The organism is Endozoicomonas sp. ALB115 (genome assembly GCF_049310245.1).
In the GTDB taxonomy this organism is placed as follows: Bacteria; Pseudomonadota; Gammaproteobacteria; order Pseudomonadales; family Endozoicomonadaceae; genus Endozoicomonas.
In genome coordinates, this window is record NZ_JBLYZG010000010.1 from 44,292 (window position 1) to 61,372 (window position 17,081).

General features: G+C 45.9%; 13 protein-coding genes. 3 read left to right on the forward strand and 10 right to left on the reverse strand.

All coding sequences use genetic code 11. The annotated features are described in order from the left end of the window. Positions 1-33 precede the first annotated feature (33 nt). The 7 genes from ACO6VE_RS06760 to ACO6VE_RS06790 all read right to left on the reverse strand — a co-directional run bounded on the left by ACO6VE_RS06760 (position 34) and on the right by ACO6VE_RS06790 (position 8,180). Positions 34-1,275, reverse strand: coding sequence for a TniQ family protein (locus tag ACO6VE_RS06760; protein ID WP_269672723.1), 1,242 nt, complete (start codon positions 1,273-1,275; stop codon positions 34-36). A 24-nt stretch (positions 1,276-1,299) separates the two neighbouring features. After that, positions 1,300-2,328: a TniB family NTP-binding protein gene (locus tag ACO6VE_RS06765; RefSeq protein WP_422460479.1), complete on the reverse strand. Its 1,029-nt coding sequence runs from the start codon at positions 2,326-2,328 to the stop codon at positions 1,300-1,302. Then, on the reverse strand, positions 2,318-4,252 hold the full coding sequence (locus ACO6VE_RS06770) for a Mu transposase C-terminal domain-containing protein (RefSeq protein ID WP_422460481.1): 1,935 nt from the start codon (positions 4,250-4,252) through the stop codon (positions 2,318-2,320). Before ACO6VE_RS06770 ends, ACO6VE_RS06765 begins: the two co-directional genes overlap by 11 nt. After that, positions 4,212-4,727 (reverse strand): hypothetical protein, encoded by a 516-nt coding sequence (locus ACO6VE_RS06775; protein ID WP_422460483.1) that lies wholly within the window; start codon positions 4,725-4,727, stop codon positions 4,212-4,214. Before ACO6VE_RS06775 ends, ACO6VE_RS06770 begins: the two co-directional genes overlap by 41 nt. A gap of 326 nt (positions 4,728-5,053) precedes the next feature. After that, positions 5,054-6,946 (reverse strand): DNA topoisomerase IV subunit B, encoded by a 1,893-nt coding sequence (gene parE / locus ACO6VE_RS06780; protein ID WP_422460485.1) that lies wholly within the window; start codon positions 6,944-6,946, stop codon positions 5,054-5,056. A 74-nt stretch (positions 6,947-7,020) separates the two neighbouring features. Continuing rightward, a complete protein-coding gene (locus ACO6VE_RS06785) occupies positions 7,021-7,638 on the reverse strand; it encodes a YqiA/YcfP family alpha/beta fold hydrolase (protein WP_422447307.1) in 618 nt (205 codons plus the stop codon). After that, positions 7,635-8,180 (reverse strand): TIGR00730 family Rossman fold protein, encoded by a 546-nt coding sequence (locus ACO6VE_RS06790; RefSeq protein ID WP_422447305.1) that lies wholly within the window; start codon positions 8,178-8,180, stop codon positions 7,635-7,637. Before ACO6VE_RS06790 ends, ACO6VE_RS06785 begins: the two co-directional genes overlap by 4 nt. A gap of 303 nt (positions 8,181-8,483) precedes the next feature. On the opposite strand from ACO6VE_RS06790, the gene ACO6VE_RS06795 reads away from it, so the two are divergent. Beyond that, positions 8,484-9,158 (forward strand): ERCC4 domain-containing protein, encoded by a 675-nt coding sequence (locus ACO6VE_RS06795; RefSeq protein WP_422447303.1) that lies wholly within the window; start codon positions 8,484-8,486, stop codon positions 9,156-9,158. A gap of 31 nt (positions 9,159-9,189) precedes the next feature. Here ACO6VE_RS06795 and focA read toward each other — a convergent pair whose 3' ends face one another. After that, a complete protein-coding gene (gene focA / locus ACO6VE_RS06800) occupies positions 9,190-10,044 on the reverse strand; it encodes a formate transporter FocA (protein WP_422447301.1) in 855 nt (284 codons plus the stop codon). Positions 10,045-10,363: 319 nt separating this feature from the next. On the opposite strand from focA, the gene ACO6VE_RS06805 reads away from it, so the two are divergent. Both ACO6VE_RS06805 and ACO6VE_RS06810 read left to right on the forward strand, forming a co-directional pair. Continuing rightward, complete coding sequence (locus ACO6VE_RS06805) at positions 10,364-10,867, forward strand: hypothetical protein (RefSeq protein WP_422447299.1); 504 nt, start codon at positions 10,364-10,366, stop codon at positions 10,865-10,867. A 336-nt stretch (positions 10,868-11,203) separates the two neighbouring features. Further along, on the forward strand, positions 11,204-13,111 hold the full coding sequence (locus tag ACO6VE_RS06810; RefSeq protein ID WP_422447297.1) for an ankyrin repeat domain-containing protein: 1,908 nt from the start codon (positions 11,204-11,206) through the stop codon (positions 13,109-13,111). A gap of 877 nt (positions 13,112-13,988) precedes the next feature. Here the strand turns inward: ACO6VE_RS06810 and ACO6VE_RS06815 are convergent. Together ACO6VE_RS06815 and ACO6VE_RS06820 are read right to left on the reverse strand one after the other, a co-directional pair. Beyond that, a complete protein-coding gene (locus ACO6VE_RS06815; RefSeq protein ID WP_422460487.1) occupies positions 13,989-15,452 on the reverse strand; it encodes a S41 family peptidase in 1,464 nt (487 codons plus the stop codon). Positions 15,453-15,574: 122 nt separating this feature from the next. Continuing rightward, positions 15,575-16,738, reverse strand: a complete 1,164-nt coding sequence (locus ACO6VE_RS06820) for a murein hydrolase activator EnvC family protein (protein WP_422460488.1) — start codon at positions 16,736-16,738, stop codon at positions 15,575-15,577. Between the last annotated feature and the right edge of the window lie 343 nt (positions 16,739-17,081).

Sequence of the window (17,081 nt, forward strand, 5' to 3'; positions counted from 1 at the left end):
TACAGATAATTTATAGGTAGCTAGTATGATAGTTTACTCAAGCTCTTTGTTCTTGTAGCGAGTTAGCAAAATTGCAAAAACCTGACTTAGTGGATACAAAGGAACATAGGCTTCGAGCTTTTTTTGTGAAGCCAATAAGCGACCTTGGGCCGTCAGTTGAGCAACTGTGTTTGTACTCACCTGCAAGATCAATGCAGTCTCCTGTTTTGTAAGCAGTAAGTTTGACACTGCGTGACGGCTTTTAGTTTCTTTCTCACTCGCACATACTTTCTGAAAAAATTCTAGAGTTTCTCTGAGGACTGCGTTGTGTTTCAAACAATTATCTGGAAGATTTTGAACTTCTTGTATTAGTCTTCCGAATACCTTATTGAATCCTGTTTTATATGCCGGCTTAACCAACAGCCGTAAACCTTTTATCACTTTATTTTCCAAGAAGTCTTTATAAGCAACTGGCCAGTCGCGTAGAAAATCATGAAAGGCTAGTATCTTATCTGAGTCAACACCATATTCGCTAATAGAATTGCCATCATCAATATAGCGAAAGTAAAAAAGCGCAAAGCAGAACAGATGAAATACATTACTACCCAGGCAGGATAATTTTTCTGATTCAAATACAATACCTTTATTAAAAGCGTGCGCAATTAAACTCGAGGTTTCAAGTAACAAATCATATTCAAGATTTATAGATAGAGAGGTTGAAGTGGCTTTTTTCAAATCAAACCCACACGAACAGTTAGAGATGCTCCTGCTTTTTATATAAGAAATAGAGACCCCACACTTTGGACACTTATCAATTAAAAAAACTTTATGTGTCGGACAGATTATATTGACAGATACGTGCCAATACTGCCGTATATATCCACTTTCAGCCAAACAGGCAGGGCAAACCGGAACGAAATACCTTCGATACAGAGTATTTGGTATTTTTACATTTTGGTAAATAAAGTTTGATAGATTATTTGAGCACTTGGTTATCGATCTGCTCAAGGTTATATCTCGTAGCGATTGACTTGTAATGCCAACTCTGGCTGCCAGCCGATCAACACCTCTATAACGAATCTCGGGGTGCAAATTAGCATGAAACAGATTAAATTCATCAAATCCAGGGACAGAACTATCTGCTACGCCATCGATACCTAAGCATATGAATCTAATCAAACTTCTCAGCGAAATACTATTTGATCTTGCAACTCTTATCAAATAGCTTTCTAGTGTTTCATCTGGGAAGACTTTAGGCCTGCTTAAGAATGGCGAACAACCAATTTCTCTATCCACTTAAATACCAACATAAAAAAACAATCAAAAAAAACCTGCTGATCGACCTAAGGTAAAGATGTCTCGTACACTCAACTCTCTGGAGTTTGGTAGAACTATCTTCTTCTTAGACTTATCCCAATCTGGGCTTGATTCAATCTGAACAGCTTTCATATCCTTATATTCAGGCACGAATGGATTTGGCTTAGAAGAACCAAAATGAAACCTATATAGATTATAAAATGTTTTTACATTTAAAATCCTCACTTCGGATAATGATGACGCATGAGCAATTAGCTTCATGATTAGCTTGGGGCAGCCATTACTCGATATAAATAATGGAAACAACACTTCTGGCTCAATTAAACAACCAGCATCTATTGAAAATTCTTTTTTCAATCTTGAGGATAATGTATTTAAAAAACTGCAGTATATTTCAAGACTATCTTCATCACTTATTTTAAAAGGAAACAACTCTTCGACCATTGTAAATATTGTCCCCATTTGCTGATTATTACTTTGGATACGTTGCGCCCAAGGCATACCAATACCAACGATCGGGATCTTAGTTTCCTTTATTAGAAGCTTCAACCAATCAGCAGTAAAAACAATTTCAGCACTGCTCATTGCCTGTGTTAAATGATGAAACTCATCAATGATAATCATCCTAGTCTTACAGGTGTCTCTAAGATAATCTATAAGACGCGCATTTTTGAGATCAAATGAATCACTTGAATCCCAACGAGGATCACCTATAGCCTTTAAAAAGGCTCGAATTGCTTCGTATCTTTTAGCATGGGAAGGAAGAGAAAAACGTACAATAGGTTTAATTGAATTAATTCTGTCACCTAAATCTTCTTCATAGTCAGGATAAGATTTATGAAACAATTCTGCAACCAGTGACTTTCCTAGACCACTGTCACCGATAAGCAAAAAGCATGTAGGTTCAGTAGCTCCATCAAAGCTATCGAAGCAGAATTGCAATAACTCTTTGACTCCTTTAGCTGATTCATGCCAAATAAAATATTCATTATAAATCTTTCCGTATATTTTATTATTTTTGCTACTCATCATCAAAGTTCCTTAGCTTACGCTTCCCCATTGTCTGAGTTGATAGAGACTCCAAGTCTTGATGATCTTTTCTACGACTACTTTCATTGACAGAAGCACCTTCTTTTGTTGATATTCCTCTATATTTTGCTATAGCTTTTGAAGCGGCTTTTTTACTCTTACCATCAACAAGGGTCTTTACTAATTTATTTAGCTCCACCTTTGCTGCGTGTAAATTCTCACCCTCTTTATTTGAAAGTTTCATAAAGTCATTTGCATAACGCCTAATCACTTTATGCTGCCAGTAAGTCAACCCTCCAGCATATTCAATATCAATTGCAGGAACAGAAAAATATTCACCACTAAACTTATTAAGCACATATATACAACCCATATCTTCAGGATTGTATTTAATCAGTACATTTTCATTATTTTGATATCTTGCTCTATATTCAGATAACTCTCTTGAATCATATTTAAGATAATCTATCTGAACACCGCCAACTTTCAGCATACGCTCTTCTGTTTTTCCAAGAATTATATCCAGACTATCTTTAGAAAAAATCTCTCTGGGAACTTCATTAATACTACTAACCCAAGCTTTATGCGGAACAAGTACTCGACCATTACTGATCCTAATTTCTTCATAAGGATAGATATCAACCAGCCATTTATAGAATACTGAAAGAAACTCATTAAAGGTCATAATTGCTTCTTTTTCAGGATCATATTCTTGTTTTTTGAAAATACTGGAAAATGTTTTACCTTTTATATTCTCAATAAGTCTTGCATTTTGTCGTCTAAAGAAATTTTCGATACTGCCTTTTTCCCACCCTTTTTTCACTCTTGCATAATGAAGATTTATATCAAGATCAAGACAGGCAAACTTTAAGTCTTCAGACCAAAATTCCCTGGCATTATCAACTGTAAGCTCATCCATCTTACCGAAATATGGAAAGCTATTTTTTATATTTTGAAACTGTGATTTTAAATATGTTTTTGGCAAAAGTGCACTTTTAAGCGCTTTGGCAACAGTTAGATAACTCCCCTCATAAAATGAGATACAGACACCTAGTGGCACTCTTGAGTATTTATCAATAATCACTGTTATATAAGGTCTCCCAAGTGGTAGAAGGGTTTCATCATCAAGCAAAAAATAATCCAAGGTTGTATGATCTGCTTCCGCTCTTTGTAACACACGCTTTGGGGGTGCATGAAATTTAGTAACCCTGAACTCTTCTTTGGCCTGTCTTACTCCTTCCCTCTTTTCTTTTATTTCATAAGGAGGAATTTTCTTAATTTCTCTCTGCATTGTTGAATAAGATGGAACCGGAATATCATCATCATTCTGTTTATTGTACTCCTTTATCGCTGTTTCTAATTGTCGATGAGTTTCACTCAAGCTAATCCTTTCCTTAGTCAAATAAACCTCTTTAATAACTTCATCAATCAACTCTTGCAGTTTGCCCCTTTTTCTTTCATAGCTACCACAGTTATCCAGATGATCAATCAACCCCCTTATAGATCTTCCATTTTTTATATACTCTTTTCTCCAACGACTCACAGACCTCCAAGAGGGTGGATTCAGATTATTATTCTCCGCTATGCTATCGATTATCACTTGAGTTTTAGGAGAAATAGAAAAAACTCCTTCTTCTTCTAAACCTTTTATAAATTTATGTCGATACTCTGCCCTTTCCTTTTCTGTTTTATCATATGAATTTAAATCTTTACTCTTAGACTGAAGCCTTTCATTTCCAACAGTTTCTTCATTAATTAATTTAATACTTCCATTTTCAATGCCTTCTAAAAGCTCTATTTCAGAAATCCTGATCTCTGTCTTAGAGAGTACATCTAAAGTTAGAACTATTCTGCTATTCCATGAAATAACTTCACACAGCCGATCATTATAATGAAACTGCATTCCAGATGTTAGTGTTACCTTCATCTGCGAACCTCACATACATATTTGTGGAAAACATTTTATGAACATCAAACTCTATAATCCCCTTACTAATTAATGTATATGCATGATAGTTTACAACCTCTGGTTCGTTACCAGTCAATCTACATGCTATTTTCAGAAGTTCTTTTAACCTTACGAAATTTCCTTCATACCCAGAGAAGATATTTTTAAATAGATTCATATACTGCTCATCAATATCTGATTTTCGATAGCTTTTAAATTGCAACATATTTTGATAAAGCACGCGGTTCTTTTCAAGAAACTCATCAATAATTAAAAAATTAAAACCTTGCTTCTTTAAATCGTATTCAATAGATCCATATTTCTCTTTATCACTCTTATGGGCATTTATATCAAAAGAATCAGTTTTCACTTCAAAATACCATTCTCCATCTGAAAATGTATAAGCAAAAAAATCGGCTGTGTATTCATGACTCTCCTGATCTATGTGGTACATTATCCTTGGCGGCTGTGAAATGTAACTCTGAATTCGCGTATCAAACTCCAGAAAATGACAGAACTTATATTCATCTTCAGTCTGAAGGAACAGCACATTGTTATTCTTTCTGCTTGCGAACATCCAGTTAGAGTTCACAGCCGACATTTTAATTACTCTGCCGTGCTTATCTTTTGGTTGAAATCTCCGACTCACAAAAAAAAGCCCCCTACACAGATACCTTAGTATCAAACATAGGAGGCTTTTTAGGCTTGTCAATTTTACTGATTAAAATATTGACAAGCTTTATGACGAATTGCCAAACTTAACGATGAAATTCACATCATTTAAGCAATTTCAACCAGATTCCCCCTGGACTCCAACCAGGTCTTGCGGTCCGAACTGCGCTTCTTGGCCAGCAGCATGTCCATCCGCTGAGTCGTCTCCTGCTCATTGTCGAGGGTCAACTGAACCAAACGACGAGTGTCTGCAGACATGGTGGTTTCACGCAACTGCAGAGGGTTCATTTCGCCCAGTCCCTTAAAGCGTTGCACATTGATCTTGCCTTTCTTTTTCTCAGCACGGATGCGTTCAAGAATGCCTTCTTTCTCCGCTTCATCCAGGGCGTAATAGACGTCCTTGGCCACATCAATCCGGTAGAGCGGAGGCATGGCCACATAAATATGGCCGCGTTCCACCAGCGGGCGGAAGTGTTGAACGAACAGGGCGCAGAGCAGGGTCGCGATGTGCAAGCCATCGGAGTCCGCATCGGCCAGGATGCAGATTTTTCCGTAGCGCAAACCATCCAGGTTATCCGATGCCGGATCAACTCCCAGGGCTACGGAGATATCGTGTATTTCCTGGGAGGCCAGTACTTCTGAGGAGTCCACTTCCCAGCTGTTGAGGATTTTACCCCGCAACGGCATGATGGCCTGGTACTCACGGTCACGGGCTTGCTTGGCAGAGCCGCCCGCCGAGTCCCCTTCCACCAGGAACAGTTCGGTCATGCTCAGGTCCTGACTGGCACAATCCGCCAGTTTACCCGGTAGTGCTGGCCCCTGGGTCACTTTTTTACGGGCGACCTTCTTGGCTTTGCGCATCCGTTTCTGGGCATTGCTGATGCAGAGTTCTGCCAGCAGTTCAGCTTCAGCGGTATGCTGGTTCAGCCAGAGACTAAAGGCATCTTTTGCCACACCAGAGACAAAGGCGGCACACTCTCTGGAAGAGAGGCGTTCTTTGGTCTGGCCGGAGAATTGTGGGTCTGCCAACTTGGCAGATAATACGTAGGCGCAGTTTTCCCACAGGTCATCGCCACCGAGTTTCACGCCACGGGGCAACAGGTTCCGGAACTCACAGAACTCCCGGATCGCTTCCAGCAGGCCGGTTCTCAGGCCATTCACATGGGTGCCGCCCAGCGGGGTGGGAATCAGGTTGACATAGCTTTCCGTCAGCAGTTCACCACCCTCGGGTAACCATTGGACGGCCCAGTCTACCGCCTCGCTTTCCCCTTTCAGGGAACCGGTAAAGGGTTCAGCGGGCAGCACGGCAAAGCCTCTGGTGGCACTTTTGAGATAGTCATTCAGGCCATCTTCGTAGTACCACTCGGTCACGTCTTCAGAAATACGGTCATCAAATTCAACCCGCAGGCCAGGGCAAAGGACTGCCTTGGCCCGGAGAATATGCATTAGCCTTGGTACGGAAAATCGTGGGGAGTCGAAGTAGCTGGCATCGGGCCAGAAACGAACCGTTGTTCCGGTATTGCGACGTCCGCAGGTGCCGGTTTCGTGAAGGTCTTCATCCTTGTAGCCATCTTTAAAGCTGATGGCAGAAACAACGCCGCCACGGCGAACGGTCACTTCCAGATGGCTGGAGAGCGCATTGACCACAGAAACACCCACCCCGTGCAAACCACCGGAGAACTGGTAGTTCTTGTTGGAGAATTTACCACCGGCATGCAGGCGGGTGAGAATAAGCTCAATACCCGAGATGCCATGTTCCGGATGGATATCGGTGGGCATGCCACGGCCATCATCCACTACTTCCAGAGACTGGTCTTTGTGCAGGGTGACCTTGATATGGGAAGCAAACCCTGCCAGAGCCTCATCCACACTGTTGTCGATGATTTCCTGGGCAAGATGGTTTGGCCGGGTGGTGTCGGTGTACATTCCGGGGCGTTTGCGCACCGGGTCGAGGCCACTGAGTACCTCAATCGCCTCGGCATTGTAGTCGTTCTTTACCATGAGTCCTTGCTGACTGATCGCTTTATGATGTAAAGCGTGAAAATGGAGAGTGTAACGAATCGACGGTGATTTGTTCAAACGGATGTCGGAAAATCCTGTTCCAGAAAGTCAAATATTTCTGGTAACACGGTCTCAAAATGATCAAAAGTGTGGCTGCCACCTTCCTGTACGATCGCTCTGCATTGCTGATATTTTTCCACCGCCAGGCGGTAGTCCAGGGTTTCATCGCCCGTCTGTACCATAAGCAGTGTGTTGTCCGGTGATGCTGGTGGCTCTGTTTCCAGAAGGAGCAGCTGCTCAACATACTCTTCGGTCATAACCCAGTCGGCTCCCGTATGGAAGTTTTTCTGGGGGCCGAGAAAGGCTTCGAATCGTTCATGGGGAACGACGGCCGGGTTAATCAGCACCAGTCTTGCCTTTTTCCGGTGGCCATTATCCAGTAGCCAGCGTTGCAGCCAGGTTCCCAGGAAGCCACCAAGGGAGCTGCCAATGATGTAGATATCCCTGAGGTTCAGCGACTTTTTCAGGTGGCTCTGTATACACTGCACAATATCCGATGGAAAAACCGGCAGATCTGGTATCCATAATTCAATATCCAGCCGGTTATCCCGGACATACCCGGTGGTTTGGATAGCCTTGCTTGACTGGGATGAACTGTTCAGACCATGCAGATAAACCAGCAGCGGCTTCATATTTTTGCCCCTATCATTCTATTCACCAGTTCTGCCGGGGAGTGGTCAATCACCAGCTGTTCAAACCAGTAGCGGGTGATAAAGCCTTCATCCACGGCATTCTCCAGCCAGGCCACCAGGTGATCATAATAGCCAGCCGTATTCAGAATGGCGCAGGGTTTACCATGGTAGCCTACCTGCTTATGGGCAATTTCCTGAAACAGTTCATCCATGCTGCCAACACCACCGGACAAGGTGATAAAGCCATCCGCCAGCTCACCCATGGTCTGCTTGCGCTGGTGCATGTCCTGCACATGGATCAGTTCGCTCAAGCCTTTATGGGCCTGCTCCTGTCCGACCAGGGCATGGGGAATCACCCCAACCACCGTGCCACCTCCGGCGATGGCTCGATCAGCGATAGCGCCCATCAGTCCAACATTACCACCGCCATAAACGATGGTGATGCCTTGCTCTAACAGCGAGTCCACCAATGCCTCAGCGGCCTGACGGTACGCTTCCTTACGACCAGACCGGGCACCGCAGAAGATTGCCACTGACTTCATTGCTTATCCCTCTATTTCTCTGCATGGCAATAAGTAGCTAACCATATGAAATCATATATTTCTGACTCCTTGTTCAGGCACTCCCGGCAACCGCTCCTGCGTTGCTCTAGCTCCTGCATCCATGCAGTCGTGCTTCGTTACAACTCCGGTCACATAGCTACGGCTATGTTCCCTCCGTTGTGCCTCGCATAGCACCTGCCCAAGTAGCCAGAAATATGTGATTCCATATGGCCAGCTACTTAGCAAGCATACACAATTAGCTATACTGCTGCCTGTCCTAATGATCAGAATAACGCTCATACCATGCATAATATCGTGATTGACATTGATTATCGGGAAAGGGCTTCAGGGATTGTTGACATACTGCAGGGGCGGGAAGGGATTGTTGTGAACACCGTCTCTCTTGATAGTGGAGATTATAAAATCAACAACGACTGGCTGGTTGAGAGAAAAACGCTGACCGATCTGGCGGCCTCCATTATTGATGGTCGGTTATTTCGGCAGTTGAGCCAGTTTAGTTTTCCTTATCGCAAAGTATTACTGATTGAAGGAACTACTGACATGTTGTGTTCATCGGGTATACGACGAGAGTCTATTCAAGGGGCTCTGGTCACAGTGTCACTGTATTTTGGTATTCCCGTACTTCGTTCCATGAACCCGAATGAGACTGCTGCATTATTGATTATGGTGGGGCGACAATGGAGCAAGTTCAGAGGGCTTATGAATTCTGCGGGTATGGGGTCCCGGCCTGTTCCATCTAAAAATCCGGTCCGGCAATCGTTAAATATGCTGCAGTGTTTGCCGGGTGTTGGCTCGCTGAAAGCCCGGGCTCTGTTGCAGAAATTCGGTTCGATTGAAGCGGTCTTGCTGAGTTCGGTTGAAGAGCTGGCACAAACCAGGGGGATTGGCAGAAAAACAGCGCAGGGCATCAAGCAGATGTTGAAGCATTCCTACGCTGGCAAAGCTGAAACTGAATGACCACATCATAGGTCATTCAGTTAAACCTTGATTAACCTTTAACACGAAGGTGCACAAACCACTTGCTCAAACCCACCATCACACCACCACCAATGATATTACCGATGGTAACCGGCAGCAGATTCATAAAGATGTTGCCCAGGCTGATCATGTCGAAATCGGCAGCGGTGTAACCAATCGCCTGCCAGAACTCAGGGCCAGCCACAGTCTTAACCATGTAGCCCACTGGCAACAGGTACATGTTGGCTACGGAGTGCTCAAAACCCGCTACCACAAACGCCGCTACCGGCAGAATGCAGGCCATCATTTTACCCGCAGCTGTGCGTGCACTCAGGGTCATCCAGTAGCACAGGCAAACCAGCAGGTTACAGAGAATACCCAGGATCAGGGCCTGGAAGAATGGATAGCCCAATTTGGCCTTGGCAATATACATGGCAGAGAGGCCTACCTGACCATTGCCGCCTTCCCAGACCCCGCCACCAATAATCAGCAGGGCAAAGAGAATAGAGCCGATAAAGTTACCAACGTAAACCAGCCCCCAGTTTTTAACGATGTTACGGAACTTCAGTTTACCCGTTGCCTTGCCCATCAGCAGCAGAGTACTGCTGGTAAACAGTTCGGCACCGCAGAGCACTACGAGCATCAGGCCGGTACTGAAGACAATACCACCCACCAGTTTGGACATACCGTAAGGCATGCTTTGGGCACCGGCCATCACTACGGTATAGAACATGCCGGCAATGGCAATAAAGATACCGGCCATAATCGCCAGGATCATGGTTATCTCAGGGTGTTTTTTGGCTTTGCCTATTACTGCCTGCTCAGCCAGCTTTGCCATTTCCGCAGGAGGAACCGCACCATAGTTGGGCATATTTTGAACTTGCATGGGGTTATCCACAGCCAATCGATGTTGGCGCTAAGTCTACCAGTGAGAAGAATCGGGTATCAGAGTGGTAAATTCATCGGGTATTACGAAAAATACTTAGTACATGGCGTGAACACTTCATAAATTGAATCAATGAACAAAAACAGTGCATTAAAAAATAGATAGAGTTTGTGCAAAAGAACAGTTGCTTCTTGTGATAAATACAGCGACGATAAAATGAGTTGTGTTATAAAAATGCTGTTCAATATCCACAGGCATCGAGCATACCGTTTTCCGGTTCTTCACACACCAATGGAGAAAAGGATGGAGGGAAAATGCCATGAATAGTCATCTGCTGATCATTGCCCTGGGAGTCACTGTTCTCGGCTCTGCGCAAGCAGACGACCATGGGCAGATGCCTGGTGATGTTGAACTGCTGCCGGAGCAACACGCGGCAGAATCCCCGGATAAGCCCTCTACCTTGGAACTGAGCAACCAGTCATTAAGCCCGGCTGATAACGCCAGAGGCCTGCGCATTGATTATCAGCCTTTTGATAACAACTTCAGTATGTCGGCTGGCAGTTTTCGCCATGCGGCAAAAGATTCACAGAATTCACGCTACAACAACAAAACCTATCTTGGTGTAGGTTGGAAGAAAATGGTGGATCAGGCAAGGCTGGGTGTTCGGGTTGATATTGGTGCTGTTTATGAAAATAATGAAGGCAGCAATCTTGCCGCCCCTACGGTTAACAGTTTGAAATCCATCTCAAGAAACAACGTTGATGAAACGACAACTGCCCGCTGGCAGCCTGTGATCAGTTTTGGGGTTTCCTATCGTTTCTAGCGCATCCAAGCCTTAATACCCACGCATCTTCACACCTGCAGAGGACGGCCTTTGACAGTCCATTTAAATGGCTTGGCCATCCTCTCATTGAAGAACTCAATAAAACCGTAGAGCCGTACCTTCAGGTCCTCTTTGGAAGTGAAGCTGTTCCTTTTCAAAAACCTTCTGACCAGGATGGAAAACCAGATTTCAATCTGATTCAGCCAAGACCTGCTTGCGTCTCGTGTTTTCGTGTCACATCAAGACAAAAATCACCGACCTCGGATAACAAGGCGGAACTTTTTTACAGAGCGATTGCTCTAAGCATCCACCTATTCGGACAGATGGCAAGTTACCATGCAACCACTAAATACCGGGGGTTACCCTGGCTTGCTACCAGCCAGTGCTGCCGGAACCTCGAAAACTTCGGAGAAAGTAGACGACACTTATTTACCGACCTATGCAAAACAGATTCCCCGTATCTCTGTTCCCGACGATCCGGGAATATCCGGCAGAGTCGGGTTACAGCCCACTTATGGTCATAATCTGTCTGTGGCCGTGCAATCCGGAGTCAGGACTGACGGTCTGGCTGCTGCAGGAACCGGCGACAACCGTTGTATGGTCGCACATTGCACCGGCGCTGCCAGTAAGGTCCCTCTGAATTGTGCAGTTGAGTGCGGGGATATCAATATGGTGGCATGGCTGTTGCGCAATGGCACCGAGGTTAATGGCCGCGAGGAAGGGTTGCGGAAGCAGCATAAAGCCCTCAGGTTCCCCGGCAGAGAAGGGTTTACCCCATTGACCCGGGCAGCCATGTACGGGTTAGTTGACATCGCGAGGTTACTGCTTGAGTCTGGAGCTCGTGTTGACCACCCCGATTGCAAGGGCATGACGCCACTGGCCACAGCTGCGGCCTTGGGTAACACTGAACTTATGCAACTGTTGATTGATTGCCAGGCGGATATTAACAGCAATACCCTTGGCTGGCCGACTCCCCTGACTCAGGCTGCCAGGAACGGACAGGTCGGGGCGATAAGCCTGTTACTGGAGCATGGAGCGGATATTTACAGCTTTGCCTACGGAGGCGGAACGCCACTGACTCAGGCTACCATGCATGGGCATACCGAGAGCGTACGAATGTTGCTGACTATGGGAGCCGACGCCAACAGTAATAGTTCTGGAAGGGGGACGCCACTGTGCAAGGCTGCGGGCAAGGGTTATATTGAGATTGCCCGGCTACTGGTGAGTCATGGAGCCAACATTAACAGGTTTGATGGCGGCTATTTCAGGTCAAATTCCCTGAGCGAAGCTGTCAAGCATGGGCATGTTCAGCTGGTTAAGCTGTTGCTGGAACATGGTGCGCATTGGCAAGGTCCGGGTATGGAGAAAGGTCTGCTTAGAGTAGCTGTTGAGAAAGGTTGCATCGAGACCGTGAAATTGCTGTTGAAGCATAATGCGGATGATGTAAACGGCGGAGGATTCAGACCACTTTCACCACTGTCAGGGGCAGTCAAAAAGAGGGATATTGATTTAGTGAAACTTCTGTTGCAATTCGGTGCAGATCCTGATTGTAATGCCTTAGGTGGTGTCTATCCCCCCAATCCGCTGGCCACTGCGGCTGAATTTGGGCGAATTGAATTTGTTGAACTGCTGTTGCAATCCGGTGCCGATGTTCACGGCCATACCTTTGGGAAGAATTCGCCCTTGACGCTTGCGGCGGCTGCAGGACATTACCAGGTGGTGCAGTTATTGTTGCAGCATCAGGCGGACGTTCATAGCCGTACCAAGGGTAATGATACTCCTTTGACACAGGCGGCGGCTCAAGGGCATTACCAGGTAGCGCAGTTATTGTTGCGGCATAAGGCGGATGTTAATAGTCACTCCTCTGGTCTTGCTACTCCTTTGACGCAGGCGGCTATTGCAGGACATTACCAGGTGGTGCTGTTATTGTTGCGGTATAAGGCGGATGTTCATAGTCGTGACGTTAGAGATGGTACTCCTCTGTTCTGGGCCAACAAACGAGGGTTCTGGAAAATTGCTTTTGAACTGATCCACTACGGCAGCTGTCCAGAGAGAAGCCTGTCACCGAATGTTATCAGTACAGTCACTCAGAAATTTGGCTTCAACCCACAAGAAACTACTCTCAGTCTGGAAAGTTTGTGCAAGAGGAAGCTGCATGATTTGCTTGATAGACGAACAATATCTTCTTTAAATTTGCCTTATGGTTTGAAAAATGCACTTCTGAAGGAAAATTTTTTCCCATAAGTCCATGGCCTCCGCAGTTCAGCTGCCTGGCTCCCTTATAACCAGAGCGACAGATTCCCACGTTCCACAAAAGAACCTGAAATCAGTTCATGTCCCGGACAGCGCCCAGTCAGTAACCGGATTACCCCCTGAACTTCTTCATCTCGCCTGGGGGCATCTTCCGCTGCGGCGTCATGATAGATGATCGCCAACGACAACAGGTTTTTTCAGATTCAGAGAAATACATCAGATCGAATTTCTCCAGTAGCTCGATGTACCACATCAGATTGTTCCGGGCCAATATATGGCAGCAGGTGTGATCCGGCTTCCTTACCCCATAAAAATGGAACATAAAAAGGAACATCCCACTTTCACCACCAAAATAACGTAATCATTTGATTTTGAAGCATATATTCTATTCGAATATATGGTTGGCACGATATTTAATCGTTTAAAATCAAAATGTTACCAAGGGGTGGTGAAGGTCGGAACATAAAAAGGACACCCACTTTTATCGGTCGAAAAGTCTATGGGTGTCCTTTTTTTTTCTGCTTTTTTTTTCTGGGTTAACAGTTTGAAATCCATCTCAAGAAACAATGTTGATGAAACGACAACTGCCCGCTGGCAGCCTGTTATCAGTTTTGGGGTTTCTTATCGTTTCTAGTGCATGGTTTCAATGCAATTGATGGGCTCTTTCCTTGACCTCCAAACTCCGTTCGTCTTGAGCGGAGTCGAAAGGCGTAAACTCCATACCCTGAATACTGTGCCAATCACCCTTCGACTCCGCTCAGGGGGAACGGAGATTGTACGTCAAAATCATTGAAACCATGCACTAGTGCAGATAGGCGCTAATACCACACCGCTATCAGGAACCTCGGTAACGAGGCACAGTCGTCTTCTATGGCGTGGTTTTCATTGGCTTAAGCGCAGCCGTCTTCTTTTCTTCCGGCTTAACGGCAGTAATCGTATTAATGTGCATCCCTTTTAATACATTCAACGCCTGATTCAGCTGATAATCCTGGGCCAATAGCTCCGCTGCCTCTTTCTCTGCCTTACTGGCCCTGGCTTTCTTACTGTTGGATGAATCATCTTTATTGCCATTGCTGAGATGTCGTTGCAAATCGGCTTCCTTATACTGCTGAGGGGCATCAATCGGGGTTACTTTGGCACGCTGGACCAAAATATCCGGTTTAATTCCTTCGGCCTGGATGGATCGACCATTGGGCGTATAATACAAGGCAGTGGTCAGTTTTAATCCCTTGGCTGCATCAACACTCAACGGTAAAACGGTTTGTACCGACCCCTTGCCAAAAGACTCGGTTCCCATCAGCACAGCTCGCTTATGATCCTGCAGGGCACCGGCAACAATTTCGGAGGCTGAGGCTGAACCGCCATTGATTAACACCACCAACGGGACGCCCTCTGACGGGTCATCAACCGATGCGCTAAACCTCAACTCAGAGTTTGGAATACGACCTTTGGTGTAAACAATCAACCCTTCGCTGATAAAGGCATCGGTAACGCCAACCGCAGCCTGCAGCACACCACCCGGATTGTTGCGCAGGTCAAGAACCAGCCCGTTAAGCTTGCCGTCTTTCTGTGCTTGCTTGAGTTCTTTCAAGGTATCCACCAGCTCATGGCCGGTATCCGCCTGGAACTGACTGACACGAATATAACCATAACCCGGCTCAAGATGTCTGGCCCTGACACTCTGGACTCGGATAACCGCCCGTTCCAGGGCAATCTCAAGGGGCTTCTCCACACCCTCACGGACAATCGTCAGCTTGATCGGGGTGCCTGCCTTACCGCGCATCTTATCCACCGACTCTCCCAGGCTCATTCCCTTAACCGATACATCATCCAGCTTGATAATCAAATCCCCGGCCTGAATGCCGGCTTTTGCGGCAGGTGTGTCATCAATGGGGCTCACCACCTTGATAAAGCCATCTTCCATGCCCACTTCAATACCCAGGCCACCAAATTCTCCGGAGGTATTTTCTTCCAGCTCTTTGAAGTCATCCGGTTTCAGATAAGCAGAATGAGGATCAAGCCCGCTGAGCATTCCCTGAATGGCATTTTCCAGCAACGTCCTGTCATCGACTTCCTCAACATAGGCTTTTTTGATGCGTTCCATGACTTCGGTGAAGGCCCGAAGTTCATCAAGCGGCAGCTTTCCTTTTGGCTGCTCACCGTGCCCGGTGTCCTGGTCTACTGGAGACTGGCTGTTGATTTCAGCGGCAGGAGCCTTTGGGGGCTGTTCTTCCTGAACAGCCGTATCAGCCCAGCCATTGAATGCCAGTCCGGTAGCCAGCACCAGGGCCGATGCCTTGATAAGCCGGTGGAGGTTAAAAATCAAATTCATGAATGCTCCCGAGCATTATTTAATTCAGTGAAGTATAGAAATTACTTATCGGTATCACCGTTTGAAACTACACTGAGTTCGGGATACTCTCCGACAGTGGTACATGGTTTGGATTCCCTTACTCACTTACGGCCAAGCCATAAAGATGGGTCTTGGGGTTTGCCCTTCAGGCGCACTTCAAAATAAACGCCCTCAGTCTGCTGCCCTCCACTTTGACCACTCAACGCCAGTGGCTCACCCGCCAGCACCGTATCACCTTCCTGCCTGAGAAGGGTGTCATTGTGAGCGTACAGCGTCAGGAAATTATCACCATGGTCAACGATCACCAACAGGCCGTAACTGCTCAGCCAGTCGGCAAAGATAACCCGGCCATCATGCACGGCATTAACTGTTGTTCCGGAGGTTGCGGCAATAAACATGCCCTGCCAGCGCATGCGTGTTTCCGGATTCTGATCGTTGAACTTAAACAACACGCGTCCTTTTACCGGCCATAACAGCTTGCCTTTACGATTGTTGAAAGACTCACTGTTACCGAGCTGCCGACTGATAATACTGGCCAGCACCTTATCCAGCTTTTCTCGCTCCTGTTCCAGCTGTTTAAGCGCTTTTCCTCCCTTTTGATAACGACTCGCCAACTCACTCAACCGCTGTTTACGTTCAGACTGCTGTTTGACCAGGGACTGCTTTTTCTGGTCAATCACGGCTTTTTCCTGATTCAGTCGGGAGAGGAGGGTTTGCTGGTCATGTTCCACAGATTTCAGTTCCGCAAGGGTTTTCTCATACTCACGGATAGACTGAAGTTGTGCCTTTTGAAAGTAATCAAGATAAACGAGTTGTCGGGAAACACTGTCCGGATCTTCCTGGTTCAGCAATAGCTTGATGCGGCTGTCACCCAGACTCTTATAAAGCGATTGCAGACTCCGGGCAACCTGAACCTTTTGTTGTTCACTCTTTGCCGTCAGTCGCTGCTGACGGCTCTGGAGCTTTTTTATTTCGCCCTGCCCCTCCTTAAGGCGAGCTTCCAGCGTGATGATATCGGTGTTCAGTTGTTGAATGGCCTTGTCGTTCTTCTGCACCTGTTTCTGGGCAGAAGTTCGTGCCGCATTGAGGGATTCCAACAGCTCTTTCGTATGTTGGATATCACTTTCAATGGCTTTGATTTCTGCTTCGGTTGCCACCTGTTCATTACTGATACCCAACTGAGGAATGATTGAGCAGGCAGCAAACAACAGTGCTGTGAACATTTTTTTATATCTGCCCGGGAGCAGCGAATTGAAAAGCATCATGGGAGGTGTCTTTGGCTATTGGCGAAAATTCTAAGTAGTTGGCCAAATGGAATCGTATATTTCTGGCTAAGTGGGCAGTTACTATGCAAGGCACAACGTAGGGAGCATAGCCGTAGCTATGTGACCGTAGTTGTAACGCCGCAGAGTGACTGCCCACTTAGTCAGAAAATACGATTTCATTTGGTTAACTACTTATCAGTATGCCTGCAATTAAAGACCAGATATAGACAGGGGGTGACACTCAATTCAATGAATGCCACGGGCGGTTACTCTTGATTAAAACCGCAACGAGCGCAACATTCGTTGTTATGATTCAAGGCTCAAGCTGCCTTTATGCCAGTCC